This window comes from uncultured Pelagimonas sp., assembly GCF_947498515.1.
Lineage (GTDB): Bacteria > Pseudomonadota > Alphaproteobacteria > Rhodobacterales > Rhodobacteraceae > Pelagimonas.
Genome location: NZ_CANMKO010000008.1, coordinates 156,117 through 179,770 on the forward strand (window position 1 = coordinate 156,117; position 23,654 = coordinate 179,770).

Consider the following 23,654-nt stretch of genomic DNA (forward strand, 5'->3'; position numbering starts at 1 on the left):
AGGCTGTATTTTTACCCACGTATGTTATGGCAATGCGCAGACAGAGAAAGACCCTGCCCATGATCGCCCCCCTGCCCTCTGGCCCTTTTCGTTTCATTGCCTTGGATGTCGAAACCGCCTGCGGCCAAGCGGCCAGCATCTGTCAAATCGGTTTGGCCTGTGTCGATCACAGAAATCAGGTTCGCAGCTACGTCACCTATGTCGACCCTGAAACCCGCTTTGATGCGTTCAATATTCAACTGCACGGGATTGGGCCTGAAACCGTAGCAGGAGCCCCGACTTTTCCACAAATCTGGGGTCATCTTTTGCCGTTTCTGACGCCTTATCACCTTGTCCAGCATAGCAAATTCGACAGCAAAGCGATTGCTGCGTCTTGTCGTCAATACAGATTGCCCAGCCCCGACCTAAGTTGGAGCGACAGTGTCCGGATTGCACGTGCCGCTTGGCCCGAGTTCAAAGGAAATGGCGGGCACGGGCTTGGCCATTTAAAAACGGCGCTTGATCTAGAATTTACCCATCACGACGCTGGCGAAGATGCGCGCGCCTCGGCCGAGGTTGTGTTGCTTGCCGAAGAGCGCCTTGGGCAACCCTTTGAAACCATAGCGCAAACACGCAACAAGGCGCAGCTCTCGCTTCCTTTGTAGATAGGCGTCATTTCTACTTAGCTCCACCATTGTGGAGCTCGATTTGACGCATCTATTTTTGGGGCGAAAGTGCATGGTTCAGGGCCGATTTAGGCGGATCACCCCGGGCGCAACCCGGTTTCCACCAAAAGCCCTTTGCGCTTGGCCTCGTAGTAGTAGCCTTTGGCGTACCACAGGATAGCCGCGTCCGGATCACCGTCCGCCACAAGATAGGCCCCTTTGAGATATTTCAGCGCAAATTCAAGGTTGGTTTCCGCGTCCAACAAACCTTCGGCGGAGCCTTGATAGCCCATGGTTCGGGCCGTCTGCGGCAGGATTTGAAACAACCCGTAGTACGGGCCGTTGCGCGCCCAAGGCCGATGGGTGCTTTCACGAATGGCAAGGCGGTGAACCAAGCTACGCGGCAGATCATAGTGATCCGCCCATGTGTTGATCTGCGACCGCAATTCCGGCGTTTCATTAGGATAAAGCGGGGGGTTATAAGGGGTTGGTGCCAGAGCAGGGACGGGCTCTGGCACCGATTGGGACATACTTGGTGCGTTGGAACATGCGGTTAGAACCAAGGCACCGACCAAGAACACGTGAGGGTACATAAGCTGACCATAGGTCATCTTTGATCCTGTTTCAGTCAGCGGTTTTTGGCTGAGCCGTTCCTTGCCGATTGTGCCGGAAAGACCCGTTAGCCCCAAGACATCCCGCCAGTGTTTGACCGGCAAGATGGCAGGGCAAACGGTCGCTCTTAGGCGGCGTCGAAATCCAGAACGAGCTTGTCCGTCGTCGGACGTGCTTGACAGGCAAGCGTAAAGCCCGCCTCCATCTCCCATGGTTCCAACGAATAGTTGGTGGCCATTTCCGCGGAACCTTCGACGACCTTGCAACGGCAGGTACAGCACATGCCGCCCTTGCAGCTAAAGGGCAGTTCCAACCCTTGGCGAGCGGCGGCAGAGACAACGTCATCATCTTGTGCCTCGACCTGAAAGGCGCGGCGGGCACCATCCAAAACCACCTCAACCGTCACTCCGGCTTCGGCGGCGGCTTGGGCCGCAGCTGAGCGTTCGGGGCGGGACCCCTCTTCGGTGTAGAACAGCTCGTGATGGACCTTGTCCGATGCCACGGTATCGTCCAGCGCGGCGGTGACGTTTTCAATCATCTCCCCCGGACCACAAAGGAAGACGCCATCCGCACCAGCCAGATCAATGGCCCCAGCCTTCGACAGCGCCATCACCTTGTCGCCATCAATGCGCCCATTAAGCAAGGCCACATCCTGTGGTTCGCGGCTAAGTACGTGGATCAGGGTGAACCGGTCAACGTAGCGATCTTTGAGATCATCCAAGGCATCGCGGAACATAATCGTGCCGCTGTTGCGGTTGCCATAGATCAGCGCGACCTCGGCCCCCTGCTCTAGCGCCTGCGCAGCAATCGAGACCATTGGAGTGATACCAGATCCCGAGGCGATCAGCACAACCTTGCCCTCACCTTTGTAGGTAAACCGGCCTTCGGGTTGCATAACCTGAAGGCTATCGCCGGGTTTAAGCGATTGTGCAAAGGTGGAAAACACCCCGCCAACGACCTGCTTGATACCAACGGTCAGCGGCGCACCGGGGGCCGAGGCGATGGAATAGCTGCGACGCGTGTCGGCCCCATCTACATCGGCACGTAGGGTCAGGTATTGACCGGGCGCAAATAGAAACGCCTCGGCGGCGGTGTCAGGCACGTCAAAAGAAACGGCTACCGCATTCTCGCCCTCGGGGCGGATGGCGGCAATTTTCAGATCATGAAACATGCATCTCTCCTCAGATACATTTGAAATAATCGAAGGGTTCGGCGCAGGCTTTGCACTGGTAATGTGCCTTGCAGGCAGTCGAACCAAATTCGCTGATACGCTGGGTGTTTTGGCTTCCACAGCGTGGGCATGTGACCTCGGGGGCCGAAAACAGCGCGGCCTTGCCATGCCCATCTTGGGGCGGAGCAATTCCGAACTTGCGTAGCTTGTCTCGGCCTTCGGACGTAATCCAATCGGTGGTCCAAGCGGGCGATAACACCCGCTCGATCCGCGCCTCAAACCCAGCGTCGCGCAAGGCGGCCTCGATCGACAACTCGATTGCCAAGGTCGCCGGGCAGCCCGAATAGGTCGGGGTGACTTGCGCCACCGCCACGCCGTCTTGCATCTGCACATCGCGCAAAATGCCCAGATCGGCGACGGTCACACAAGGCACTTCAGGGTCGGGCACCGCCGCCGCGGCCTCCCATGCCACCTGTCTGGTGTCGGTTGCGATCACCAAACCGCGCCCGGATGCGCCCGCGCCAAGACCTGCATCTCGGCAAGCATGTGACCCAAAGCTTCGCCGTGAATGCCGTTTCGGCCACCGGTCTGTGCATAGCGCACCTCGGGCATTTCCAGATTTGCTTCGGCAAAGACACCCGCAACCGTGGCCTCCCACGCCGGGCGGATCGACGCGCGGCTTGGCAACGCGTCCTCGCCCTCGGCAGCGCCCTCTTCGAAAAGCTCGCCGGTATAGCGGTGCAATTCATCAACCGCATCGCGCATTTTGGCGGCGCTTTCTTCGGTGCCATCGCCCAAGCGGATCACCCACTCACCCGCATGGCGAATGTGATAGGCCATTTCCTTCACAGCCTTGCCAGCGACACCGGCGATCACCGCGTCGGAACTATTGGCAGCGGCTTGCCAATAGGGCTCCATGAAGGCGGCAAAATAGAATTGGCGCAACATGGTGACCGCAAAATCACCGTTCTCGCGTTCCACCAAAAGGCAATTGCGATACTCGCGTTCGCCGCGTGTATAGGCCAACACGTCTTCGTCCCGGCCCTGCCCTTCAAGCTTGCCGGCATGGTCGTACAACACCCGGGCAGTCCCAATCAGGTCCAGCGCCATGTTCGGCATGGCAAGGTCTTCTTCCAACATCGGCGCATGACCGCACCATTCCGAAATCCGATGGCCAAGCACCAGATGATCATCGGCCAGCTCTAACACCGCATCAAACAGGGCCATTACATATGCCCCACTTCTTCGGGGATGTCGTAAAACGTTGGGTGGCGGTAAATCTTGTCACCTGTTGGCTCAAAGTTTTCTTCTGCCTGATCGGGGTCGCTTGCAACGATCTGTGACGACCGTACAACCCATATCGACGTGCCTTCGCTGCGACGGGTGTACACGTCACGCGCGGCATTTAGCGCCAAAACCTCATCCGCGGCATGAAGCGACCCAACATGTTTGTGGCTCAACCCGTTGCGTGGCCGAATGAATACTTCCCAGAGTGGCGTTTCGTTTGCCATGACCTCTATCCTCTTCCCAAATTCTATAATCGACGGCGTGTGATGCCGCTGCGGGATGGCGGGTGGGGTGTCGTGTTTACACGCACGTCACCCAGCCATCTCAAATTCACTCAGCCGCCTGCATGCGGGCCTCGCGCTTGACGGCATGTGCCAATGCGGCCTCACGGACCCAAGCACCGTCATCCCAAGCTTTCTTGCGCGCTTTGACCCGGTCACGGTTCATCACACCGTCGCCTTTGACGACACGCCAAAACTCATCCCAATCGATCGGGCCGTGATCATATCCGCCCTTTTCATCGTTCCATTTCAGGTCCGGATCAGGCAGCGTCAGGCCAAGGAACTCTGCTTGCGGCACGGTCGCGTCAATGAATTTCTGACGCAGTGCATCATTCGAGAAGCGTTTGATTTTCCATTCCATCGACTGTTCGGAATGGGCGCTATCCGCATCATGTGGGCCAAACATCATCAAGGATGGCCACCACCAGCGGTTCAATGAATCCTGCGCCATGTCGCGCTGCTCTTTGGTGCCCCGCGCCAAATACATGACAATCTCATAACCCTGACGCTGGTGGAAACTCTCTTCCTTACACACCCGGATCATCGCCCGCGCATAGGGCCCAAAGGAACACCGGCACAGCGGGATTTGGTTCATGATCGCCGCGCCATCCACCAGCCAGCCAATGGTGCCCATGTCCGCCCAGCTCAACGTTGGATAGTTGAAGATCGACGAATATTTCGCCTTCCCGCTCAAAAGTTCCTCGGTCATCTGTTCCCGGCTCACGCCCAGCGTTTCAGCCGCTGAATAGAGGTAAAGCCCGTGCCCACCCTCATCCTGCACCTTGGCCAACAGCGCGGCCTTGCGGCGTAGTGACGGCGCGCGGGTGATCCAATTGCCCTCAGGCAGCATGCCAACAATCTCGGAATGCGCGTGCTGGCCAATCTGGCGCACCAATGTCCGCCGATACCCTTCCGGCATCGGATCATTGGGTTCAATTTTCTCTTCTGCGTCGATGCGTTTTTGAAACGCATCCAGAAACTCTTGAGTTTCCTCAGTAGATCCGTCTGCACCGATCAATCCCTGGGAGTACATGCGGCTTTCCTCCTAAACCTTCCTCGATAGGATATGTTACGAAATCCAATCTGAAAAGCATTTTTCGTAACACTTGCAACGAAACCTGTTTCAGGCCACCTATGTCCTATGACCAAAACACTTTTTTCTTTGGGCCATGGCTACACCGCCAGCGCTCTCGCCCGCCGATTGATCCCACAAGGCTGGCGCGTGCTCGGAACGATACGCGACCCAAACAAAGCTGATTCTGTCCGCGCCCAAGGCGTCGAGCCGGTTCTTTGGACGCCCAAAGACATGACCGCGGCTTTGGACCAAGCCAGCCATGTGTTGATTTCTGCCGGGGCGGATGACGCGGGCGATCCAACGCTCAACACAATTGGGACCGACATAGAAACCCGCGCAAAGGCGCTGACTTGGGTCGGGTATCTATCGACAACCGGCGTCTATGGCGATCACGATGGGGCCTGGGTGGATGAAACCACCGCCCTCACCCCGTCGACGCATCGAGGTGACATCCGGGTCGCCGCCGAAGCCGCATGGCAATCCATCCCCGACCTGCCGCTCCATATCTTTCGCCTCGCCGGGATTTACGGCCCCGGTCGCGGACCGTTCGCCAAGGTGCGCGCAGGAACGGCGCGGCGCATTATCAAAAAGGATCAAGTGTTTTCCCGCATCCATGTGGATGACATTGCCCAGGTTCTTGCGGCTTCGATCAACGCCCCAAACCCCGGCGCAATCTACAACGTCTGCGACAATGATCCGGCCCCGCCGCAAGACGTCATCGCCTATGCCGCCGAACTATTGGGCCTGCCGCTCCCCGAAGAGGTCGACTTTGAAACCGCCAATCTGTCGCCCATGGCGCGAAGCTTTTACGCGGAAAACAAGAAAGTCTCAAACACCCGGATCAAAGAAGAGCTGGGTGTCGATTTGCTTTATCCGGACTACAAAAGCGGTTTGACGGCGCTGCTTCGATCCGAAACACCATGAGTTTTATCAACTCGCTTCTGTCCTTGTTCCACCTATTCACGCTTTGGCGACTGCGTCGGCATATTCGCAAAACATACCCGAACGCTATCGACACGATCATGCAAGACCAAAGCCTCGGCGAACGACTAGGTGGATGGCCATTTCCGAACTGGTTCAATGAAATGAGCCACATCCAATGGCTCAGCATCACGGCACCTCAACGGCTCCCCGTCTACATCCTTGGGGATGATTTTGTGATCAAAAGGGTCAAACGCCTGCGTAGCAGTTTCACTCTGGCGATCCATGCAATGCTCGGCGTTGCCGTTATGAGCTTGCGCTCTTAGGCGCGTTTGTCCAACACCTCGACACCCAAAACGTTGAGCACCTTGGCTTCGATATGTTCGGCATTCATCGCAGCGACATCATACATCGCCTTGGGGCTGGCTTGATCGATGAAGGTATCGGGCAAAACCATCGAACGATATTTCAGCCCGCGATCAAATACGCCCTCGTCCGCCAAAAGTTGGGCCACATGGCTGCCAAAGCCGCCAACCGCACCCTCTTCGATGGTGATCAACGCCTCGTGCTCTCGTGCGAGGCGTAGGATCATGTCGCGATCCAGCGGTTTGGCGAAACGGGCGTCGGCAACGGTGGGTTTGATCCCGCGCGCCTCAAGCGCCTCACAAGCCTTAAGGGTTTCACCCAATCGCGTTCCAAAGCTCAGGATCGCAACGCGCGCGCCTTCTTGGATCATCCGGCCCTTGCCGATTTCCAAGACTTCGCCGCGTTCGGGCATATCCACGCCTTCACCTTCGCCACGCGGATAGCGAAAGGCAATTGGCCCGTCATCATGGGCCGCCGCCGTCGCCACCATGTGACATAGCTCGGCCTCATCCGCCGCCGCCATCACCACCATGCCCGGCAGGTTGGCCATATAGGCAATGTCATAAGATCCGGCATGTGTCGCGCCATCGGCGCCCACCAGTCCGGCGCGATCAATCGCAAAGCGAACGGGCAAACGTTGGATCGCGACATCATGCACAACTTGATCATATCCACGCTGCAAAAACGTCGAATACATCGCACAAAACGGCTTCATCCCACCCGCCGCGAGGGCCGCGCAAAAGGTCACGCCGTGTTGCTCGGCAATCCCAACGTCAAACGTTCGGCTAGGATAGCGTTCGGCAAATAGATCAAGCCCGGTGCCATCCGGCATCGCCGCCGTGATCGCACAAATGCGTTGATCATCAGCGGCTTGCTTGATCAGCTGGTCGGCAAAAACCTTGGTGTAACTTGGCGCATTTGACGGTGACTTGTGCTGTTTTCCGGACACCACATCAAATTTAGCACGGGCATGTCCCTTGTCGGGCGCGTGTTCCGCGTGGGCATAACCCTTGCCCTTTTTGGTGACGATATGCAGCAAGATCGGCCCGGTGGCGCGGGCGTGCAGGGTCTGCAGAACCGGCAAAAGCTGATCCATATCGTGGCCATCAATCGGCCCGACGTAGCTAAAGCCTAGCTCTTCGAACAAAGTTCCGCCAAGGGCCATGCCTTTGAGCATTTCTTTGGCCCGTTTCGCCCCTTCCCGGAAGGGTTCCGGCAACAAGCTTACCGCGCCTTTGGCAGCGGCCTTGAAATCTTGCAAGGGTGCTTCGGAATAGAGCCGCGTCAGGTAAGACGACAGCGCGCCGGTGGGTTGGCCAATCGACATTTCATTGTCGTTCAGCACCACAAACATGCGCTTTTTCAGGTGCCCGGCGTTGTTCATCGCCTCAAAGGCCATGCCGCCGGTCATCGCGCCATCGCCGATCACCGCAATCGCGTCACCGTGGCCCGTGGCGCTATGCCCGCCCAAATCGGCGGCAACCTTGAAGCCCAAAGCCGCGCTGATCGAGGTTGAACTATGCGCCGCGCCGAACGGGTCATAGGGGCTTTCGCTCCTCTTGGTAAAGCCGGAAATACCGCCCTCTTGGCGGATGGTTTTCATCCGATCGCGTCGCCCGGTCAGGATTTTATGCGGGTAACATTGGTGCGACACATCCCAGATGATCTTGTCCTGTGGGGTATCAAACACGGCGTGCAAGGCGACGGTCAATTCGACCACTCCAAGCCCCGCGCCCAAATGGCCACCGGTTTCGGAGACCGTCGAAATTGTCTCGGCTCGCAATTCATGCGCCAGCCGTGTCAGCTCTGCATCAGAGAACTTTTTGAGGTCGGCGGGCACATGCACGCGATCCAAAAGCGGGGTTTCTGGCTTGGTTGACATGGCTGCCTCCGGGGTGGCGTTAGGTACGTCGCGAGATAACGAAGCGCGCCGCTTCTCGCAAGCATTCGGCATCATCACCGTAAACAGATAGCGCATCACAGGCCTGGGTCACCAGATCAGAAGCGCGGCTTTTCGCCCCGTCTAGACCAAGGTGGGAGACAAATGTCGCCTTGCCACGTCCCGCATCCTTGCCCACGGCCTTGCCCATTTCGGCGGCGTCACCCTCAACATCCAAGACATCGTCCCAGATTTGAAAGGCAAGGCCGAGAGCATCGCCATATTCTTTTAGTTCACCGCCGCGAACCGGTTTCCCATTTTGACCAGCCATCACCGCCCCTGCAGTCGCAGACCACGTGATCAACGCGCCGGTTTTACCCGCTTGCAGCTGGGTGATGTCATCCAAACTAAGCGGGGTGTCGGCAATTTCAGCCGCCATATCCATTTCCTGACCGCCCACCATACCGCAAACGCCGGCAGCAACAGAAAGGTCGAAACACAGTTTCAAGCGCTGTTCCGCTGAACAGTCTACCGAATAAAGTAATTGAAAGGCAAAGGCTTGCAGCGCATCCCCAGCCAAAACAGCGGTGGCTTCGTTCCATCTTTTGTGAACAGTGGGTTTGCCCCGACGCAAATCGTCATCATCCATGCACGGCATATCGTCGTGTATCAATGAATAAGCATGCAACGCTTCAATTGCTGCGGCCGCCGGGGCCGACGCTCCGCGATCGAAGCCATGCAACCGCGCGCCCTCAATCACAAGAAAGGCACGTAACCCCTTCCCGCCGTCCAAAGAATAACGCATCGCCTCCGCAACTTGGCTTTGTACGCCACTCAGGCGCAAATCGGTCTGGCTTTGGGCATGCGCCTGAGCCAATTTCAAAGCGTCTTGGAAAGGAAGCGCGGTAATGTCAGGCACGCGCTTGATCGTAAGCTTGTCCAAGGAGTCACCCAGCGTCCAATGGTTTCAAGCCCGCCGGATTGCCATCGCCATCCAAAGTGATCGCGGCAACTTTTTCTTCGGCTTCTTTGAGCTTGGCCTCGCAATGGGCGCGCAATTTTGCCCCGCGATCATAGAGGTTGATCGACGCCTCAAGCGCCACATCGCCGCGCTCTAATTGGCCAACCACCTGTTCTAACTCGGCCATGGCCTGTTCAAATGTCATCTCTGCCAATGTGTCGTCGCTCATGCGCCTGCCTCCATCAATGCCTCAACATGCGCCTTAGTTGACGCCGCGAGGGCCTGCAAATCATACCCGCCTTCCAAAGTCGATACCACGCGCCCTTGTGCACATTCTCCGGCGATTTTGCACAGTTCTTGCGTAAGCCGACGGAAATCGTCAGTAGACCAATTCAACTGGGCCAAAGGGTCATCTTGATGGGCGTCAAAACCGGCAGAGATAATAATCAGCTCAGGCGCAAATTCCCGCAGCTTCGGGAAAACCTTGGCCTCATAGGCGGCCCACATCTCGGTGCCGGTGCTTTCAGGCGGCAAAGGGAAATTGACGATCTGACCGTGTTTGCCTCGTTCATTGCGATCGCCCGTGCCCGGCCAAAGCGGCATCTGTTGGCTGGTGATAACCAAGGCGCGCTCTTCATCCCACAGCAAATCCTGAGTGCCATTGCCGTGATGCACATCGAAATCAACAACCGCAACGCGGGTTAGGCCGTGGTGATCCAACGCATATTTCGCCGCCAAAGCCGCATTGCCAAACAGGCAAAATCCCATCGGCGTTTGCGTTTCCGCGTGGTGCCCGGGCGGTCGAATAGCACAGAACGCGTTTTGTACTTCACCGGCCAAAACCATATCGACGGCTTTGACCACAGCCCCAACACCACGATAGGCCGCTGTAACCGACCCCGGCGACAACCATGTATCCGCATCCAATTGATGATGTCCCGCACCGGGCAACGCCGCCTTGATACGATCAATATGAGACTGTGGATGGACCCGCAAAATGTCTCCATCTTCGGCCAAAGGTGCCCCGACCCGTTCCAAATCAAGCCCCGCCAAAGCGTGTAAAATATGCTCTAACCGGGCCACCTGTTCCGGGTGGCCATCTGGCGTCACATGTTCAAGACAATCAGCATGCGTGATGAGTGCAGTCATCATGACGTATCCCCTAGGTGTTTTGAGTTCAATCAGGTGCCAGCATGTAGCCAGCGCCGCGTACCGTTTGCAGGTAACGCGGCTGTTTTGGGTCTGCCTCGAGCTTGCGACGCAAACGTGTGATTTGAACGTCGACTGCACGTTCTTGGGCCTGGCCTTTGTCGCGGCCAAGCTCTTCGACCAAATTGGCGCGGCTCACTGCTTCTCCGGGACGGGCGGAAAAAATCCGCATCAACTGGCTTTCTGTGGCAGTCAGGCGCACAAGGTCCTCACCACGCCACATTTCACCACGTTCGATATCGTAACGAATATCGCCCAAATTCAGAAGCTTGGGAACCGCATCATCAGACGTGGTTTCCGGCATGCGACGCAAGATGGCATTGATCCGCAACAGCAACTCTTTGGGTTCAAACGGTTTCGCGAGATAGTCATCGGCCCCTGCTTCCAACCCTTTGATGCGATCCTCGGTCTCTGCCCGCGCGGTTAGCAACAGAATCGGTGTACCCGACGTTTCGCGAATGCCGCGTGTCAGGCTCACGCCATCTTCGCCGGGCATCATCACATCCAAAACAATCAGATCAAAATCGAGACCTGACAAAATGCGTCGTGCATGCGCCGCATCTCGCGCGGCACTGACAAGAAAACCGTTCCGGATCAGAAACTTCTGCAACAGGGTGCGGATGCGTTCATCATCATCAACAATCAACAAATGTGCGTCGAGTTCACTCATGATCGACCCTCCCTCAGACGGTGATACTGTCTACGCATCTCGGGGTCCATCATCGACTCAAGCACTTTTCGAAAACCGGCAACGGCTTCGGGGCCCGCTTGTTTATAGGCCGCGCGCATACGGGCGCGCTGCGCATCGGACAATTGACGTTCCAAGGCCGCCCCTTCTTCGGTTAGATACAAATGCCGTTCGCGCCGATCGTTGCGCCCAACCTTGCTCTCGACGAGACCATCATCAATCATCGTGCGTAACACACGATTAAGCGATTGTTTGGTCACGCCCAGCATATTCAATAGGTTATTGACTGTCGTGCCGGGGCCCGCGTGAATGAAGTGTAATGCACGGTGGTGCGCCCGCCCATAGCTAAGCCCGGCCAAAATGCGATCGGGATCGGCAGTAAACCCGCGATAAGCAAAGAACATAGCCTCTGCCCCTTGCCGCAATTGTTCGTCAGTCAGGAAAAGCAGAGTCTCACCGCTGTTGGTATTTTGATCTGCCATCGTGGACCTCATAGTTTGTCGTTTGCCTCATTTTAAGTCAGCCTTGTTGACATTCCAAGACGGAACTGGTAGCGAATCTCAGTTTTTGCGCAACTTTATGTCCGAAGTGGACCGATTGAGCGCAACATTCGCAAATTGTAGCCTGAGGAGACACAGGATGGCTGATGGAGCATATGACGACCGCGACGGAAAAATCTGGCTGGATGGCGAGATGGTGGACTGGCGCGCGGCGAACGTACATATCCTGACGCACGGGTTGCATTATGCCAGCTCGGTGTTTGAAGGAGAGCGCGCTTATAATGGCAAGATTTTCTTGTCACGCGAGCATTCCGAAAGATTGCATTTTTCTGCCGGTGAATTGGATTTCAAAATTCCGTTTTCGGTTGATGAGATTGAAGCTGCCAAAGCCGAGGTGTTGAAGGTCAACGGTTTGACCGATGCCTATGTTCGCGCGGTAGCTTGGCGCGGCGCAGGTGAAGACATGGGTGTCGCGTCTGCGCGCAACCCGGTTCGCTTGGCGATCGCCGCCTGGGAATGGGGCAACTACTATGGCGATGCCAAATTCAAGGGTGCAAAGCTCGATATAGCGAAATGGAAACGCCCAAGCCCCGAGACCATTCCCGTGCATGCCAAGGCCGCTGGTCTGTACATGATTTGCACGATCTCCAAACATGAGGCCGAGGCCAAAGGCTGTTCGGACGCCTTGTTCATGGACTATCGCGGTTATGTAGCCGAAGCGACCGGGGCGAATATCTTTTTCGTTAAGGACGGGGAAGTTCACACACCCAAAGCCGATGTTTTCTTGAACGGGCTGACCCGTCAGACGGTCATCAAGATGCTGGAAGAAAAACAGATCAAGGTTCATCAACGCCACATCATGCCCGATGAACTGGCAAGCTTTGAACAGTGCTGGCTCACCGGCACCGCAGCCGAAGTCACACCCGTTGGTCAGATCGGCGAGTACATGTTTGAGGTCGGTGACCTAACCAAAGATATCGTTGATAGCTACGAGAAACTTGTTCGTAGCTAAACGGTTTAAACACGCAAAGGGCGGGGATTTCCCCGCCCTTTTTCGTTGCCTGTATGCTTACTTAGATCAAGGAACGAAGCATTGACGTATTGCCTTGAATGACGGAGTTCAGCTCAACAATACGTGCAAGGCGTTGCTCAATTTCGTTCTGGCAGGCGTCCAATTGATCTACGATCCCCGAAAGGGCTGTTCCAGAGTTGGATAGTGACGCGCTTTCAATCTTACACATCATCCGGGTCGAGCTTAGGCCCGTCACGTATCGTTTCATGTCTAGAACGCTGCGCCCAAAACGCTTGGCTTCATTTTCAACACTACTCAATGCGTCACTGGTTTGTTCAAGGTATTTGGCTCGCATGCCTTCTAGCATCTTCGTTTCTTCCTGTAGATTTACCTGCTCGGGGTATTCTGCCCCGCTCCCTTTAAGAATTTCGATCATTTCTTGCTCTAGCGCCATGGCAAAGCCTAGGAATTGGCCCTGCAAGATCGCATCCCGAATTCGGGCGAAGACACAGGCATCTCCGTCCACAAAGGTGGAGACCCAAGTCGACATTTCTTCGAGCATCTGGCTATAGTTTACCGAAATCGCACTAATCGGGCCTCCGGCATTTTCCAAACGCGACGCGATGATACGCATGTTCATAGGAACGGTTCGGATCGCCTTAAAAGCCTCGGTCATTTCCGTGGTTTCAGTTTCGACTTGCTCAATCGCCCGAGACATATCCAAAAAGCGCTTTTGAAGTTGATCAACGGGGCGGCCAAGGCTACGCGCACGCATTTCAAACTCTGCCGCAATCACTGTCGCTTGAAATGCCGCGTAATTCGAATATCCATTCTCAGCCAACTTGCTTAGCAGCAGCTCAGCACTTGCTTTGGGCGAAAGACCACCTTCTTCCTCGGCCAACATGTCTTGGTACATGCCGGTCATGGTTTGCAAGTGTTCAGAACTGGGTTTCATACGGGTAGAAATGAACCCATTCCCCGCCGGTGACATCAACGCAAAAACCCAATAGAAGCGCCCGTCCTTACGTTTGTTTTTCACATATGCCGCAACGGTTCGCCCGGCCTTTAGCTCATCCCAAACAAGCTGAAATGCGCCCTTGGGCATATCCGGATGGCGGACAAGTTTATGCGGCGCACCAAGCAGCTCATCCCATTCGTACCCTGCAACGCGTTGAAAAATGGTATTGCCGGCCTCAATAACCCCACGCTCATCCGTCCGCGTGTAAAAAAGCTCGGACAATTGAAACATCGCCTCCGAGGTGGTTGCTTTTGCCTCGGCAGCGAATTGGGGGTTCAGTTCGGTCATTGCAGGTTCCTCAGACACGGGTTTCCCAGAAACATCCCCTGCAAGCCTTTCGAAAAAATGAAAACCGCAGGCCCGACTTGGGACCTGCGGCTAAATTTTACCGACAATTGAATGTAACGGCGCGGCGTTAACTTGGGCTCATACCGCGCAGACGTTCGGACCGGCGGCGCAAAAACTCAACCGTTGCGAGCAAACAAATTGAAATTCCAACCAAAACCGTTGCAACCGCTAGAATCGTTGGGCTGATTTGCTCTCGTAGTCCCGTGAACATTTGCCATGGCAGCGTCTGTTGTTTGGCCGACCCGACAAAAATCACCACCACGACTTCGTCAAAGGATGTGATGAAGGCGAATAGACCACCGGAAATCACGCCCGGCAGAATTAGTGGCATTTGCACCCGAAAGAACGTCGTCACCGGATCAGCCCCCATATTGGCCGCCGCGCGGGTGAGCGAGCGATCAAAACCAACTAAGGTTGCCGTAACCGTGATGATCACAAAGGGAATTCCCAAAGCGGCATGTGCCAGAACAACGCCGAGATACTCGCCTTGCAAGCCAATTCGACTATAGAAGAAGTACATGCCAGCCGCGGAAATGATCAGCGGAACAATCATCGGAGAGATCATGATCGCCATGATCGCGCGTCGGAACGGCACATGCGGTTGGCTAAGACCAATTGCCGCCAAAGTGCCAAACCCAACCGACAGAACCGTCGCAACCGGTGCAATCAACAGAGAATTGCGCAGAGCCACCATCCAGTCGCCCGTCGCGCCGGTCAGTTTGCCGATGATAAGCCCAAACAAGCTTAGGACCACAACCGGAAGAAGCGACATCAGCGAAACAGACCCACGTCGATATACACCAAAAGCCGCCCAAGCCACCCCAAGGGCGCAACCAATCCATAGGCCGGTCCACGGATTGCCATCATCCCCGAGCATATCGCGATAGTGTTTGAGGCTGTAACCTTCAGGATCAAGCCGGAGCATTTCAGGCGTAAAGGTAAAGAAGTCCTGAGCGTTAAAGCTAAGGGGCATCACCACGAGAATAGGCGTGATCAAAAAGGCAAAGATCAGCCCGCAAATCACCCGAAACGTATAGTACCAAACCCGTTGGGGCATCGTGGCATAAGGAGGAATTCCGCTCATATCAGTTACCCTAGCTTTACGTTGTCGATGCCGACGATTTTGTCATAGGCCCAATACAGGATCAAAACCACAGCGAGCAGGATTGCACCAAGTGCCGCCGCAAGGCCCCAATTGAGCGAGGTCGAGATGTGGAAAGCAATCCGGTTGGAAATGAATGTCCCGGTTGTGCCGCCGACTAAGGCCGGGGTGATGTAGTAGCCAATCGCCAAGATAAAGACGAGGATCGACCCCGCGCCAATACCCGGCACAGATTGAGGGAAATACACCCGCCAGAACGCTGTCCAGTTGGTCGCGCCTAGCGATTTGGCCGCGCGCAGATAGCTTGGCGGAATGGTCTGCATCACCGAATACATCGGCAAGATCATGAATGGCAGAAGGATATGCGTCATCGCAACCACGGTGCCGAACTGATTGTTGATCATCACAAGCCGGTTTTCATCGGCCACTAGCCCTATCCAAACCAACACATCGTTGATCACCCCCTGCTGTTGCAGCATGATTTTCCAAGCAGAGGTCCGCACAAGCAGAGAGGTCCAGAATGGCAAAAGCACAAGAATCATCAACATGTTGGCCTTGCGGGCCGGTAGGTTGGCCAGCAACCAGGCCACTGGATAGCCGAGCATGATACAGCTCAGCGTGATCATCAGTGACATTTTCATCGTCCGGCCGAACAGAATACCGTAAATCTGTTCGTTTTCCGGGCGCATTTCGGCCCCATCGGGCCCAACCCGCATATCAACCGCGTTTAGATAATAGCCCTGGGTCACAGGAGGCGAATAGGTTTGGATCGTGCGCCAGATCGCCGGATCACCCCAGCCCTTGTGCAGATCGATCATCTGGTCTTTCCACGGACCATCGGCAACCGGATCCCACTTTTTGGCCTTGCGACCCGCCTTGCGGAACAGTGATGAGATACCCGGTTGTTCATAGTTCAATCGCACACCGACCTTGGTGTGTGTCTTGGCGTTGGCCGCATCATGAAGATCGGCCGCCATGGCCGCATAAACCGCCTCGTCCGGGAGTTCCCCCCCGTCAGCGTCCCAATCGGCCAGCGCAACAACGGTGCGCGGCAGGGTTTCAGAGACAATGCCATTCTCGACCGACCGGTACAGCATGTCCGCCACCGGGAGAATGAATGTCAGCAAGATAAACAGCAGCAGCGGAGCAATAAGCATCAACGCGCGCATTTTTTGGCGGCGCAGGGCGCGGGCCAGAGATTTCTTTAGCGGCGTGCCATCAGCCGCCAGCATAGGTTCAGCTTTGCTCATTATGCGCCCTCAACGACGTAGATCAGGCTATCGGCGGTGCGACGGCGAATATCGGCAACTTGCTGATAATCCGGGTCGTTATACGCCTCGAGCGCCTTTGCGTAGCTTTCAAATTCAATGACAACGTGGCGCTGAGTGGCCGGTGCGTCGCCTTCGACGGTTTGCGATTGCCCGCCACGGACCACAAAATTTGCCCCAAAGCTTTCAAGGATCGGCGTGTCTTTGACGACGTACTCCTTGTAGGCCTCTGGTTCTTTCACTGTGATGTGAGCGATGATGTAACCCTTGGGCATGTGTGGCCTCCGTCTGGTCGATCACCCGGCAGCGAACCGCCGGGTGAATGTTGCTAAGTGAGGGTATGCCTCACCTCCCGAATGGGATTACTTGGCCAACCAAGACTGGAATTTCGCATCCAGATCATCACGGTTGTCTGCCCACCATTCGTAGTCATAGATGTGCACGTTACCGGCGTTTGCTGGATCGGTTGGCATATGTGGTGCCATGTCGATACCCAGCTCGGCGTGCTGACCAACCAGTGGTGCGGACGACTTACGCGCAGGACCGTAGGAGATGTACTTGGCCTGATCTGCCAGACGCTGAGTGTCGGTGGCGAACTTGAGGAAGTCCATCACGCGCGCTTTGCGGTCTGCTGGCAGGTTTGCAGGAACAACCCAACCGTCAAGGTCAAAGGACTGCATGTCCCAGAGCATACCAATCGGCTGGTTCTGCTCGGCGATGGCCGAGAACAGACGACCGTTGAATGTCGAGCCCATCACAACTTCGCCATCGGCCAGAAGCTGAGGTGTTTCCGCACCAGCGGTCCACCAAACAACTTGGTCTTTGATGGTGTCGAGTTTGGCCAGAGCCTTGTCTACACCTTCGGCTGTGCCCAGCGTGTCATAGATGGCCGACTTTTCTACGCCATCACAGTACAGAGCCCATTCCATGTTATCGATAGGGCGCTTCTGCAGCGCACGTTTGCCAGGATAGGCATCGAGATCAAAGATCGCGCAGATGTCTGTTGGAGCCGTGTCGCCAACCAGATCGGTACGGTAGCCGAATGTGGTCGAGTAAACGATCTGAGGCGCAAAGCACTCAGAAACCAGCAGGTCGCCGAAGTCTTCAGAGGCTTTGGTGCCATCAGGCGCATCGGCCAGATCGGTGTCCGCGTCCAGTTCCATCGCCAGACCTTCGTCGCACAGGCGCATGGAGTCAGACGCAACAACGTCAACCAGATCCCAGGTTACGTTACCCGCTTCGTCCATGGCGCGCAGCTTGGCAACCGCTTCGGCCGAGCTTTCGTCCCATGTAACTGTGACGCCGGGGTTCGCCGCCAAATAGGGTTCTACATAGGCTTTGTGCTGGCTGGCCTGATAGGACCCCCCCCAAGACACAAGTGTCATTTCCATTGCCATATCTTCGGCGACAGCTGCGCTCGCAGCCACGGTCAGAGCCGTTGTCGCCATAAGAGTTTTGGTGAGTTTCATGGATTACTCCCTTAGTTACCCGTTTGATGAGTGGAAATCAGAGCACGGGCAGCACATCTGACCTCTCCGCAAAACCCCGCACCACGTTGGGCGCAGGGCTACTATCGTTATGTCGCGTCCAAAGCCCGGCAGTCTTCGGGCAGCCAGCCAATGTCGATCATTGTACCGGGCTCAAGTTTAACCTGATCCGGCGCATTCCGCGTTTTGATGATGAAATCGTCGTTGCCAGCCACGCGCAAGCGGGTGCGGAAAATGTCACCCATGTAAATGAATTCAAGCACTTCGGCCTTGAGCGTATGCACGCCCTCTTGCAAACGATCTTTGTTGATCTCTACCCGTTCGGGGCGGATCGACACGCGGGTTTTCTCGCCCACCTTGGTCACATTGACCGGCGTCGCATCAAGTTCCTCGCCGTCATCAAGACGCACTACGCATGTGTCGCCCTTGATCTCAGTCACCACACCCTCAAGCGTGTTATTTTCACCGATGAACTGGGCAACAAAGCTGTTCTCGGGCTTTTCATAAAGCAGATCAGGTGGAGCCAGCTGTTGAATACGGCCATCGTTAAACACCGCAACACGGTCCGACATGGTCAAAGCTTCGGTTTGGTCGTGGGTCACGTAAACGGTTGTAATGCCAAGCTGATGCGCCAGATGGGTGATTTCGAACTGCATCTTTTCCCGCAGCTGCTTGTCCAGCGCGCCAAGCGGTTCGTCCATCAACACCAGCTCAGGTTCAAACACCAAAGCACGGGCAAGCGCGACACGCTGCTGCTGACCACCCGAAAGTTGGGCAGGACGACGGCCGCCAAAGGCGCCCATTTCAACCATATCTAGCGCGCGTTTGACTTTTTGCTCGCGCTCGGATTTGCCGATCTTGCGCACCTCAAGCGGAAAGCTGAGGTTCTCTGCAATCGTCATATGCGGGAACAAAGCGTAGTTTTGGAACACCATGCCGATGCCGCGTTTGTGCGGTGGGATGTTGTTGATACTAACGCCATCTAAAAGGATGTCGCCATGGGTGGCGGTTTCAAAACCGGCCAACATCATGAGGCATGTGGTCTTGCCCGACCCCGAGGGCCCAAGCATCGTCAGAAATTCGCCCTTAGGCATCGAGAGGTTCAGATCTTTGACAACAAGCACCTCGCCGTCATAGCTCTTTTGCACGCGTTCAAATGCGACAAACGCGTCGCTGTTTCCCGAATCGGCCAAAGGCACACTCCCTATGTATCCGCGGATTTTCTCCGCTGTCTTAAGGGCAAACTAAACCCTGTCCGGGCTGTCGTTGCAACCAATTCGGTAAAAAATGCTCTGACAATTGGCGTTTACGGGTCATGCGCGCAGATTTGCGGCATTTCACAGCGTAAATCGTCATATTGGCGCGGCAAAACAGAACAATATCCCAAGGCCGATTCTTTGGTTTTCTGGAATTTAGCGCTAACGGAGCGTCAGTTAAGCGAGGGTTTCGGGCACAACCACCTTGGTGCCCGGTTCGGCAAAGCGCACAATCTGGCGCAAATGGTCTGGTCGAAACGCCACGCAACCTTCGGTGGGGAACCCCGGTCGTCGCCACCGATGCAGAAAAATCGCCGATCCCCGCCCCGGTTCGGCGTTGGGCCAGTTCCAATCGGTCAGCAAAATCAAATCATAAAGTGGATCAGCGCGGCGCAGGGTTTCATGGCTCGGCTTATAGGGCGCGCGCACAAGTTGGTTGTAGCCGGCATCCCGCACATCATCAGACCACAAATCACCCGGACGAATGGGCAAAGCCCATGGGGCCGGTCGCGCCATCCGATCAGGCCGGTAAAGTAGGCCAACAATCTGATGGGTCCCTACGGGCGTGGCTCCATCACCTTCCCGCTTGTCCGTCCGAATACCACCTTTGCCAATGGTACACGGCCACATTCGTCCGCGAAACCGCAGCCCCATTCGGGTCAAAACCATGTCGGACATGATCGCTCCTTATAGCAGATGGCCGGACTTTGCCGCCTTGACCGCAAGGTAGTTGGCGTTCTCATCGGTTTTGCCAACCTTGAGCGGCACCCGTTCGGTTACCGCGACGCCACAGCGTTCCATCATCGCGATCTTTTTGGGGTTGTTGGTGAGCAAACGCACGCTCGAAAAGCCAAGCTTTTGCAAGATTTGCGCTCCAAGGCGGAAATCACGCTCATCATCTTCAAACCCAAGCCGGTGATTGGCCTCTACCGTATCAAACCCTTGATCCTGCAAGGCATAGGCGCGCATCTTGTTGGCAAGGCCAATACCCCGCCCCTCTTGGTTGAGATACAACAACACGCCGGCACCGTTGTCGCCCATTGCCGCCAGCGCGGCGTTCAATTGCGGCCCGCAATCACATTTCAAAGACCCCAAGACATCGCCGGTGAAACAAGCCGAATGCAACCGCGCCAGAACGGGCTTGCTGCGATCCGGGCGACCAATTTCGACGGCATAGTGTTCCTCGCCGCCATCCTCGGGGCGGAAAATATGCAGCCGGGCATTGTTGGCGGCCTGCAAGGGAACCCGCGCCGCCACCACATTATTCAGCGTTGCCAATTCCATGACATGGGGCGTTGCCGCCTCACCGGGGATCAAGGTGAGGTTCTCGCGCGCCGCTAGGGCAATCGCCTCGCCGGTATCTTGGACCAAAACCGCCGGAAGCAAGCGCGCCGATTTCACCAGAGTGATCGCCAATCGGTGCAAATCGCAATTGCCATCGCGGCGTGTGTGCAATGGCCCCTTCATCGGAACGCGCAAATCGTCCGCCGGATCTGCCAAGGCCTGAACCCAATCCAATTGCGCCCCATCCGGAAGAACAACACGCGCCACATCGCCATCATAAGCCCGTGCCTTGAGCGTTTCGGCCCGCCGTCCGGTCAGAACCAAATCGACCGAACCAGTGCTGCGCAACAGCTCGAACCGATCATGGCCAGCCGTTTCAGCCGCCATCACAATCAAAGCCTGCCCGTGCCCGGTTAGGATCACAGGTACGCCCATGCGCAGATCGGCCCGCGCACGCGCCAGAATATCGTTTAGCTCCGGTCCCAGCCCCAAGGCCTTATCTCCTTGTAACAATTCGGCCTAAATCCTGAAACATTCACCCAGATCGGACACGAGCGCGTGAAGTGGTTGCAGCAATCCTTGTCGAGGTGCCAAAATGAGCACATCTGCCCAAAAAGGCAACACGGGAGCCCAGCAAATGGCACAGCTTAAGAACATCCTTTTGGTCGATGACGACGACGACCTGCGCGAGGCATTGGCCGAGCAATTGATCATGACCGAGGATTTTGAGGTCTTTGAAGCCGAAAATGGCGCAAATGCCATGGCGCGTGCCAAAGAGCAGATTTACGATCTGGTCATTCTTGACGTTGGGTTGCCCGATATGGACGGCCGCGAATTGTGCCGCCTGATGCGCAAACAGGGCGTCAAAGCACCGATCCTGATGCTGACCGGGCATGACACCGATGCCGATACCATCTTGGGCCTTGATGCCGGTGCCAACGACTACGTCACCAAACCGTTCAAGTTCCCGGTTCTTTTGGCGCGCATCCGTGCCCAGCTGCGTCAGCATGAACAATCCGAAGATGCCGTGTTCACCGTCGGCCCTTACACGTTCAAACCATCGATGAAATTGTTGGTGACAGAGGACGATCGCAAGATCCGTCTGACCGAGAAAGAAACCAACATTCTGAAGTTCCTCTATCGTTCGACCGAAGGCGTCGTTCCGCGCGATATGCTGCTGCATGAGGTGTGGGGTTATAACGCCGGGGTCACCACCCACACGCTGGAAACCCACATCTACCGCCTGCGCCAAAAGATTGAGCCCGATCCCTCAAATGCCCGTTTGTTGGTCACTGAATCGGGTGGGTATCGCTTAGTAGCTTAAAATTAACCCTTTTGACCTAGGGTTAACTTAGTTGACCCAGATCAAAGAGATACGCTTCGTACATCTTTATCAAGGTCAAGAACAGTTCCCGTCGCATGTGCGGGTTATCACATGCACCTCCCTGTTGGACTAAGCCGGGCCTTTGTGCCCGGCCTTTTTTTGCCCAATCGATGGCCCCCTTTAGGCCGTCGCCAAACCCGCGTTTGACGCATTGCTCCAACCGTCTTCAGCTTCCTTTTCCATACGCACCGCCCATGCTTCACCGAGGTCAATCAGAATGCCGTGGAAACTGGCCTTGGACAGCGTGAACATCATTATGGCCGTCAACGCACCGCCCTTGGGTGTCGCCCTGATTTTGATCGAGAACATCGGCGCATCCGACCCCTGTTGCAACGTCCACTGTCCGTGCAGTTTGGCAAAGGGATAGGGGTAATCCTTGGCCTCGGTGTTGATGCGGAAACTATAGGATTTGCCCTCCTCATAGCCGTCACAAACCTCAGTCCAGCTTTCACCCTTGGGGCCTTCACACCGGCGGATCATACCCACCCCCTCACCTTCTAACACCTCGCTTTTGCGAATGTTGCTGGCGACTTCTGAGTAACGGCCATGGTCGGTCATCACCCGCCATATGACCGCTGACGGGGCCTGTACCGGACGGCGCAGTTCGGCGATGATCTCGCCCTGGCGCAACGTCACCGAAACCATTGAAAGAACTTCGGGCAAACGCCGTGCGCCGATCCACTGCCAAAGCGCAAATCCCGCAACAACCAAAGCTGCGTCAACAGCCAACAGGCGCCCGGCAGATGTCCAGATATCAGCACCAACAGTGACAAAAATTGCCGTCGCCAACACCCAAGCGATATCAGCCCAGACAACCTCATTCACCCGGCGGGCTGATAGGTGCTTGCCCTTGACCAACGCGGCCAAAAGCCCGGCAAACCCAAGCAGTCCAAGGCCAAGTGCAACCGCCGCGCCCTTTCCCCATCCCGCGGGATCAGCGAGAATTGTCCGTGCAGCAGTATCGGGCATGACCAACAGCAGCCCCCCACAGAGAACAGAAAAAGTGGCATTCGCCCCAAGGGCCCATTTGGCCATCGTGCTTTTACTCATAGCGTTTCCTTTCGCGACATATGCCGCAAGGTTTCGCTATTGCGATGCGCTCAATCAATTACCTCAGAGGTCATGGTTAGACATCGATTTCGCCCAGATAAATCCGTACTGCATCTTGAACATGGCGAAACCGATCCCCGCCTAGATGCTTGCCACCATACCAACGCGTGACAACAATGATGTGATTTCGAAGCTCTTCACGCTCAAGCATGCGCAAAATCACCATACCGGCACCGCTTTCTCCGTCGTCATTCTTCAACCGTGCGGCATCCGTCAAACAGGCCCAAGTGTTATGCGTAGCTTTGGCAAATTTCTTGCGGCGTTTCAGCTCTTTTAGAAAGGCCTTGGCCTCAACCTCCGAGGCACATGGTCCGCCTGATACCGCGTAGCGCGATCCACGGTCCGAGATGATGTTTTCCAGAACGTTCATGCCCCCGGCCTAGCGGCGCGCGTCGGGCCAAACAAGCCCCAGAAACGATTTGGGGGTTTTGAACCCCTGTCCAAAACCCCCGCGGCGCATCCCGTGAGTGTGTAAAAGGAACCGCAACCGATGCGGTCTTTTGACACAAAGGAAATACATCTTCAGGGGTAAACAAAACCTTAACTTCCCCCCTAGCTATCCGTCAGGATAGGGTCCGTCACCGATAGTTCCTTGACGCAGCCAGCGCCTCCTATCGAGGCAGAGGCCAGTGTGGGAACAGCGGAGAGCTTTGATATCAGCAGGGGCCGTCTACAGTTTTAAACGTTCGTATTGTCCGTCCCTGCTTTTGCGAATTTCGATGAAACAGAATTGAAGAGGATAGCCAAATCCCCCCTTTAAACCCATTCAAAACAACGGGTTTCCCACAAAA

The 23,654-nt window shown here is 55.9% G+C and carries 27 protein-coding genes; 5 read left to right on the top strand and 22 right to left on the bottom strand.

Translation table 11 applies throughout. From position 1 onward, the window contains the following. Positions 1 to 59: 59 nt before the first annotated feature. Positions 60 to 644, top strand: a complete 585-nt coding sequence (locus tag Q1A43_RS15965) for a 3'-5' exonuclease (RefSeq protein ID WP_299936799.1) — start codon at positions 60 to 62, stop codon at positions 642 to 644. Positions 645 to 742: 98 nt separating this feature from the next. Here Q1A43_RS15965 and Q1A43_RS15970 read toward each other — a convergent pair whose 3' ends face one another. The 6 genes from Q1A43_RS15970 to paaA form a co-directional block, all read right to left on the bottom strand. After that, the gene (locus tag Q1A43_RS15970; protein WP_299937020.1) at positions 743 to 1,174 is read right to left on the bottom strand and encodes a lytic transglycosylase domain-containing protein; all 432 of its coding nucleotides are present in this window, start codon (positions 1,172 to 1,174) and stop codon (positions 743 to 745) included. Between the two features lie 209 nt (positions 1,175 to 1,383). Beyond that, positions 1,384 to 2,427 (bottom strand): 2Fe-2S iron-sulfur cluster-binding protein, encoded by a 1,044-nt coding sequence (locus Q1A43_RS15975; RefSeq protein WP_299936801.1) that lies wholly within the window; start codon positions 2,425 to 2,427, stop codon positions 1,384 to 1,386. A 10-nt stretch (positions 2,428 to 2,437) separates the two neighbouring features. Beyond that, positions 2,438 to 2,923 (bottom strand): 1,2-phenylacetyl-CoA epoxidase subunit PaaD, encoded by a 486-nt coding sequence (paaD, locus tag Q1A43_RS15980; protein ID WP_299936803.1) that lies wholly within the window; start codon positions 2,921 to 2,923, stop codon positions 2,438 to 2,440. Further along, on the bottom strand, positions 2,920 to 3,654 hold the full coding sequence (paaC, locus tag Q1A43_RS15985) for a 1,2-phenylacetyl-CoA epoxidase subunit PaaC (protein WP_299936806.1): 735 nt from the start codon (positions 3,652 to 3,654) through the stop codon (positions 2,920 to 2,922). Before paaC ends, paaD begins: the two co-directional genes overlap by 4 nt. After that, a complete protein-coding gene (gene paaB, locus Q1A43_RS15990) occupies positions 3,654 to 3,938 on the bottom strand; it encodes a 1,2-phenylacetyl-CoA epoxidase subunit PaaB (protein WP_299922649.1) in 285 nt (94 codons plus the stop codon). The genes paaC and paaB overlap by 1 nt, the downstream gene beginning before the upstream one ends. A gap of 106 nt (positions 3,939 to 4,044) precedes the next feature. Further along, positions 4,045 to 5,028 carry a 1,2-phenylacetyl-CoA epoxidase subunit PaaA gene (gene paaA / locus Q1A43_RS15995; RefSeq protein WP_299936809.1) on the bottom strand — a complete coding sequence of 328 codons (984 nt, stop codon included), beginning with the start codon at positions 5,026 to 5,028 and terminating at the stop codon, positions 4,045 to 4,047. A gap of 108 nt (positions 5,029 to 5,136) precedes the next feature. On the opposite strand from paaA, the gene Q1A43_RS16000 reads away from it, so the two are divergent. Together Q1A43_RS16000 and Q1A43_RS16005 are read left to right on the top strand one after the other, a co-directional pair. After that, positions 5,137 to 5,994 (top strand): SDR family oxidoreductase, encoded by an 858-nt coding sequence (locus tag Q1A43_RS16000; RefSeq protein ID WP_299936812.1) that lies wholly within the window; start codon positions 5,137 to 5,139, stop codon positions 5,992 to 5,994. Then, on the top strand, positions 5,991 to 6,317 hold the full coding sequence (locus Q1A43_RS16005; protein ID WP_299936815.1) for a hypothetical protein: 327 nt from the start codon (positions 5,991 to 5,993) through the stop codon (positions 6,315 to 6,317). The genes Q1A43_RS16000 and Q1A43_RS16005 overlap by 4 nt, the downstream gene beginning before the upstream one ends. On the opposite strand, the gene dxs is transcribed toward Q1A43_RS16005, so the two are convergent. The 6 genes from dxs to Q1A43_RS16035 form a co-directional block, all read right to left on the bottom strand. Continuing rightward, positions 6,314 to 8,239 (bottom strand): 1-deoxy-D-xylulose-5-phosphate synthase, encoded by a 1,926-nt coding sequence (gene dxs, locus Q1A43_RS16010; RefSeq protein WP_299936818.1) that lies wholly within the window; start codon positions 8,237 to 8,239, stop codon positions 6,314 to 6,316. The two genes, Q1A43_RS16005 and dxs, sit on opposite strands and share 4 nt — an antisense overlap. Positions 8,240 to 8,258: 19 nt before the next feature. After that, complete coding sequence (locus Q1A43_RS16015) at positions 8,259 to 9,113, bottom strand: polyprenyl synthetase family protein (protein ID WP_299937022.1); 855 nt, start codon at positions 9,111 to 9,113, stop codon at positions 8,259 to 8,261. 70 nt (positions 9,114 to 9,183) lie between these two features. After that, complete coding sequence (locus Q1A43_RS16020) at positions 9,184 to 9,426, bottom strand: exodeoxyribonuclease VII small subunit (RefSeq protein WP_299922640.1); 243 nt, start codon at positions 9,424 to 9,426, stop codon at positions 9,184 to 9,186. After that, on the bottom strand, positions 9,423 to 10,349 hold the full coding sequence (locus Q1A43_RS16025; RefSeq protein ID WP_299936820.1) for a histone deacetylase family protein: 927 nt from the start codon (positions 10,347 to 10,349) through the stop codon (positions 9,423 to 9,425). Before Q1A43_RS16025 ends, Q1A43_RS16020 begins: the two co-directional genes overlap by 4 nt. A gap of 25 nt (positions 10,350 to 10,374) precedes the next feature. Next, a complete protein-coding gene (locus Q1A43_RS16030) occupies positions 10,375 to 11,076 on the bottom strand; it encodes a response regulator (protein ID WP_299922635.1) in 702 nt (233 codons plus the stop codon). Next, positions 11,073 to 11,576: a MarR family transcriptional regulator gene (locus Q1A43_RS16035; protein ID WP_299922633.1), complete on the bottom strand. Its 504-nt coding sequence runs from the start codon at positions 11,574 to 11,576 to the stop codon at positions 11,073 to 11,075. The genes Q1A43_RS16030 and Q1A43_RS16035 overlap by 4 nt, the downstream gene beginning before the upstream one ends. Before the next feature lie 157 nt (positions 11,577 to 11,733). Here Q1A43_RS16035 and Q1A43_RS16040 point away from each other — a divergent pair, with 157 nt between their 5' ends. Next, the gene (locus tag Q1A43_RS16040; protein WP_299922632.1) at positions 11,734 to 12,606 is read left to right on the top strand and encodes a branched-chain amino acid aminotransferase; all 873 of its coding nucleotides are present in this window, start codon (positions 11,734 to 11,736) and stop codon (positions 12,604 to 12,606) included. A 61-nt stretch (positions 12,607 to 12,667) separates the two neighbouring features. On the opposite strand, the gene Q1A43_RS16045 is transcribed toward Q1A43_RS16040, so the two are convergent. From Q1A43_RS16045 to ribA, 8 genes are all read right to left on the bottom strand, one after another. Continuing rightward, positions 12,668 to 13,912: a PAS domain-containing protein gene (locus Q1A43_RS16045; RefSeq protein WP_299936822.1), complete on the bottom strand. Its 1,245-nt coding sequence runs from the start codon at positions 13,910 to 13,912 to the stop codon at positions 12,668 to 12,670. Positions 13,913 to 14,039: 127 nt separating this feature from the next. Continuing rightward, entirely contained in the window at positions 14,040 to 15,056 is a 1,017-nt protein-coding gene (locus Q1A43_RS16050) for an ABC transporter permease (RefSeq protein WP_299936824.1), read from the bottom strand. Between the two features lie 5 nt (positions 15,057 to 15,061). After that, on the bottom strand, positions 15,062 to 16,324 hold the full coding sequence (locus Q1A43_RS16055) for an ABC transporter permease (RefSeq protein ID WP_299922626.1): 1,263 nt from the start codon (positions 16,322 to 16,324) through the stop codon (positions 15,062 to 15,064). Next, positions 16,324 to 16,617, bottom strand: a complete 294-nt coding sequence (locus Q1A43_RS16060) for a DUF1330 domain-containing protein (protein WP_299922625.1) — start codon at positions 16,615 to 16,617, stop codon at positions 16,324 to 16,326. Before Q1A43_RS16060 ends, Q1A43_RS16055 begins: the two co-directional genes overlap by 1 nt. Positions 16,618 to 16,704: 87 nt before the next feature. Next, positions 16,705 to 17,811 carry an extracellular solute-binding protein gene (locus Q1A43_RS16065; protein WP_299922624.1) on the bottom strand — a complete coding sequence of 369 codons (1,107 nt, stop codon included), beginning with the start codon at positions 17,809 to 17,811 and terminating at the stop codon, positions 16,705 to 16,707. 107 nt (positions 17,812 to 17,918) lie between these two features. After that, positions 17,919 to 19,022 (bottom strand): ABC transporter ATP-binding protein, encoded by a 1,104-nt coding sequence (locus Q1A43_RS16070; RefSeq protein WP_299922623.1) that lies wholly within the window; start codon positions 19,020 to 19,022, stop codon positions 17,919 to 17,921. Positions 19,023 to 19,262: 240 nt separating this feature from the next. Beyond that, positions 19,263 to 19,763, bottom strand: a complete 501-nt coding sequence (locus Q1A43_RS16075) for a L,D-transpeptidase family protein (protein ID WP_299936827.1) — start codon at positions 19,761 to 19,763, stop codon at positions 19,263 to 19,265. Between the two features lie 9 nt (positions 19,764 to 19,772). Next, positions 19,773 to 20,861, bottom strand: a complete 1,089-nt coding sequence (gene ribA, locus Q1A43_RS16080; RefSeq protein WP_299936830.1) for a GTP cyclohydrolase II — start codon at positions 20,859 to 20,861, stop codon at positions 19,773 to 19,775. A 145-nt stretch (positions 20,862 to 21,006) separates the two neighbouring features. Between ribA and Q1A43_RS16085 the strand changes: the two genes are divergently transcribed. Further along, a complete protein-coding gene (locus tag Q1A43_RS16085) occupies positions 21,007 to 21,693 on the top strand; it encodes a response regulator transcription factor (protein WP_299922814.1) in 687 nt (228 codons plus the stop codon). A 180-nt stretch (positions 21,694 to 21,873) separates the two neighbouring features. On the opposite strand, the gene Q1A43_RS16090 is transcribed toward Q1A43_RS16085, so the two are convergent. Both Q1A43_RS16090 and Q1A43_RS16095 read right to left on the bottom strand, forming a co-directional pair. Further along, entirely contained in the window at positions 21,874 to 22,803 is a 930-nt protein-coding gene (locus Q1A43_RS16090; RefSeq protein WP_299936832.1) for an SRPBCC family protein, read from the bottom strand. A gap of 76 nt (positions 22,804 to 22,879) precedes the next feature. Then, positions 22,880 to 23,233 carry a YigZ family protein gene (locus Q1A43_RS16095; protein ID WP_299936836.1) on the bottom strand — a complete coding sequence of 118 codons (354 nt, stop codon included), beginning with the start codon at positions 23,231 to 23,233 and terminating at the stop codon, positions 22,880 to 22,882. Positions 23,234 to 23,654 lie beyond the last annotated feature (421 nt).

Excerpts from the sequence above, each read along its gene's own strand:
- Q1A43_RS16025 (WP_299936820.1), bottom strand. The coding sequence starts at position 10,349 with ATGATGACTGCACTCATCACGCATGCTGATTGTCTTGAACATGTGACG.
- Q1A43_RS16030 (WP_299922635.1), bottom strand. The coding sequence starts at position 11,076 with ATGAGTGAACTCGACGCACATTTGTTGATTGTTGATGATGATGAACGC.
- Q1A43_RS16035 (WP_299922633.1), bottom strand. The coding sequence starts at position 11,576 with ATGGCAGATCAAAATACCAACAGCGGTGAGACTCTGCTTTTCCTGACT.
- Q1A43_RS16085 (WP_299922814.1), top strand. The coding sequence starts at position 21,007 with ATGGCACAGCTTAAGAACATCCTTTTGGTCGATGACGACGACGACCTG.
- Q1A43_RS16075 (WP_299936827.1), bottom strand. The coding sequence starts at position 19,763 with ATGTCCGACATGGTTTTGACCCGAATGGGGCTGCGGTTTCGCGGACGA.
- Q1A43_RS16000 (WP_299936812.1), top strand. The coding sequence starts at position 5,137 with ATGACCAAAACACTTTTTTCTTTGGGCCATGGCTACACCGCCAGCGCT.
- Q1A43_RS15965 (WP_299936799.1), top strand. The coding sequence starts at position 60 with ATGATCGCCCCCCTGCCCTCTGGCCCTTTTCGTTTCATTGCCTTGGAT.
- Q1A43_RS16060 (WP_299922625.1), bottom strand. The coding sequence starts at position 16,617 with ATGCCCAAGGGTTACATCATCGCTCACATCACAGTGAAAGAACCAGAG.
- dxs (WP_299936818.1), bottom strand. The coding sequence starts at position 8,239 with ATGTCAACCAAGCCAGAAACCCCGCTTTTGGATCGCGTGCATGTGCCC.
- Q1A43_RS16055 (WP_299922626.1), bottom strand. The coding sequence starts at position 16,324 with ATGAGCAAAGCTGAACCTATGCTGGCGGCTGATGGCACGCCGCTAAAG.
- Q1A43_RS16090 (WP_299936832.1), bottom strand. The coding sequence starts at position 22,803 with ATGAGTAAAAGCACGATGGCCAAATGGGCCCTTGGGGCGAATGCCACT.
- paaA (WP_299936809.1), bottom strand. The coding sequence starts at position 5,028 with ATGTACTCCCAGGGATTGATCGGTGCAGACGGATCTACTGAGGAAACT.
- Q1A43_RS16050 (WP_299936824.1), bottom strand. The coding sequence starts at position 15,056 with ATGAGCGGAATTCCTCCTTATGCCACGATGCCCCAACGGGTTTGGTAC.
- paaB (WP_299922649.1), bottom strand. The coding sequence starts at position 3,938 with ATGGCAAACGAAACGCCACTCTGGGAAGTATTCATTCGGCCACGCAAC.
- Q1A43_RS16040 (WP_299922632.1), top strand. The coding sequence starts at position 11,734 with ATGGCTGATGGAGCATATGACGACCGCGACGGAAAAATCTGGCTGGAT.
- Q1A43_RS15975 (WP_299936801.1), bottom strand. The coding sequence starts at position 2,427 with ATGTTTCATGATCTGAAAATTGCCGCCATCCGCCCCGAGGGCGAGAAT.
- Q1A43_RS16005 (WP_299936815.1), top strand. The coding sequence starts at position 5,991 with ATGAGTTTTATCAACTCGCTTCTGTCCTTGTTCCACCTATTCACGCTT.
- Q1A43_RS16045 (WP_299936822.1), bottom strand. The coding sequence starts at position 13,912 with ATGACCGAACTGAACCCCCAATTCGCTGCCGAGGCAAAAGCAACCACC.
- Q1A43_RS15970 (WP_299937020.1), bottom strand. The coding sequence starts at position 1,174 with ATGTCCCAATCGGTGCCAGAGCCCGTCCCTGCTCTGGCACCAACCCCT.
- paaC (WP_299936806.1), bottom strand. The coding sequence starts at position 3,654 with ATGGCCCTGTTTGATGCGGTGTTAGAGCTGGCCGATGATCATCTGGTG.
- Q1A43_RS16020 (WP_299922640.1), bottom strand. The coding sequence starts at position 9,426 with ATGAGCGACGACACATTGGCAGAGATGACATTTGAACAGGCCATGGCC.
- Q1A43_RS16095 (WP_299936836.1), bottom strand. The coding sequence starts at position 23,233 with ATGAACGTTCTGGAAAACATCATCTCGGACCGTGGATCGCGCTACGCG.
- Q1A43_RS16065 (WP_299922624.1), bottom strand. The coding sequence starts at position 17,811 with ATGAAACTCACCAAAACTCTTATGGCGACAACGGCTCTGACCGTGGCT.